This is a genomic window from Salinactinospora qingdaonensis, from assembly GCF_039539445.1.
In the GTDB taxonomy this organism is placed as follows: Bacteria; Actinomycetota; Actinomycetes; order Streptosporangiales; family Streptosporangiaceae; genus Salinactinospora; species Salinactinospora qingdaonensis.
This window is the reverse complement of record NZ_BAABDD010000093.1, coordinates 1-539: the sequence shown is the minus strand read 5'-3', so window position 1 is coordinate 539 and position 539 is coordinate 1. Positions and strand designations below refer to the sequence as shown.

The following is a 539-nucleotide window of genomic DNA, read 5'->3' as shown; positions in this document are numbered from 1 at the left end:
CCCAACCAGGGTGACCTGAGCGTGCCGTGCGACCCCAGTGACGATTGCGATTACTCGTTGGACGTCTCCGGCGGCTGGTACGACGCCGGCGACCACGGCAAGTACGTCGTCAACGGCGGCATCTCGGTGCACCAACTCATGAGCACCTTCGAGCGCACCAAGGTCGCCGACACCGCCCAGCGCGGCGCCCTGGGCGACGGGACGCTGCGTATCCCCGAGCAGGGCAACGGGGTTCCCGACGTCCTCGACGAGGCGCGGTGGGAGATGGAGTTCCTGCTGAGCATGCAGGTTCCCGAGGGTGATCCCCAGGCCGGTATGGCTCACCACAAGATCCACGACGCCGAGTGGACCGGCCTGCCGCTGATGCCCGCCGAGGACCCGCAGCCGCGCTACTTGCAGCCGCCGTCGACCGCGGCCACGCTCAACCTGGCCGCCACCGGCGCCCAGTGCGCCCGGATCTTCGAGCCCTACGACGCCGCCTTCGCCGCCGACTGCCTCGACGCCGCCGAGACCGCCTGGCAGGCCGCCCAGGCCAACCC

Annotated in this window: 1 protein-coding gene; it reads left to right on the top strand. The window is 70.7% G+C overall.

The annotated features are described in order from the left end of the window. Nucleotides 1-539: glycoside hydrolase family 9 protein (locus tag ABD848_RS24930; protein WP_344977678.1), on the top strand; the 539-nt coding region annotated here is incomplete at both ends.